The following is a 507-nucleotide window of genomic DNA, read 5'->3' as shown; positions in this document are numbered from 1 at the left end:
GCGGTCGACGCGCCCGACGATCGAGCCGAACCACGCGACCGGGTGGAACCGCGTCGGCGGTTCGCCGACGGCGAGATCGATCGCGACGGCGACGCCGAGCGCCGCGAGGAGCGGGCCAGCGACGGACACGAATGAGGACGCAGCGAGGATCACGGTCACAGCCCGTCGAGGAACGCGTCGAACGCTCCGCTCTCCGGATGGACGTGACAGTACGTCCCGAGCGTTCGGTGTTCGATCAGTCCGTCGTGGTCGCCGTCGATGCCCGTGCCGCGCTCCACGTCGAAGGCGAACCGGGCGTCGTCGTCGACGTCGGCGGCCGAGTAGTGGAACTCGTGGCCACGGCGCGTCTCTCCGGATCTGGCGGTCGGCCCGTCCCGTTTCGCCCGCAGTTCGACGTGATCGAGCGCCCGATACCGGTCGTGCATCCGCACGTCGGCGGGGAGCACGCCGGCCATCCCGTGCGTGTCGCCCTCGGCGGTCGTCAGCGTCGACGCGAGCGCCATGAAC

Annotated in this window: 2 pseudogenes; both read right to left on the bottom strand. The window is 71.0% G+C overall.

The window, feature by feature from the left end:
• A pseudogene (locus tag ACFQEU_RS18110) lies at positions 1 to 129 on the bottom strand (CobD/CbiB family cobalamin biosynthesis protein); the annotation flags it as partial.
• A gap of 26 nt (positions 130 to 155) precedes the next feature.
• A pseudogene (locus ACFQEU_RS18105) lies at positions 156 to 507 on the bottom strand (cobyrinic acid a,c-diamide synthase); the annotation flags it as partial.

The organism is Halorubrum tibetense (assembly GCF_042661865.1).
Taxonomy (GTDB): domain Archaea; phylum Halobacteriota; class Halobacteria; order Halobacteriales; family Haloferacaceae; genus Halorubrum; species Halorubrum tibetense.
The sequence above is the reverse complement of the archived record's forward strand: the minus strand, read 5'-3'. Positions and strand labels throughout refer to the sequence as shown.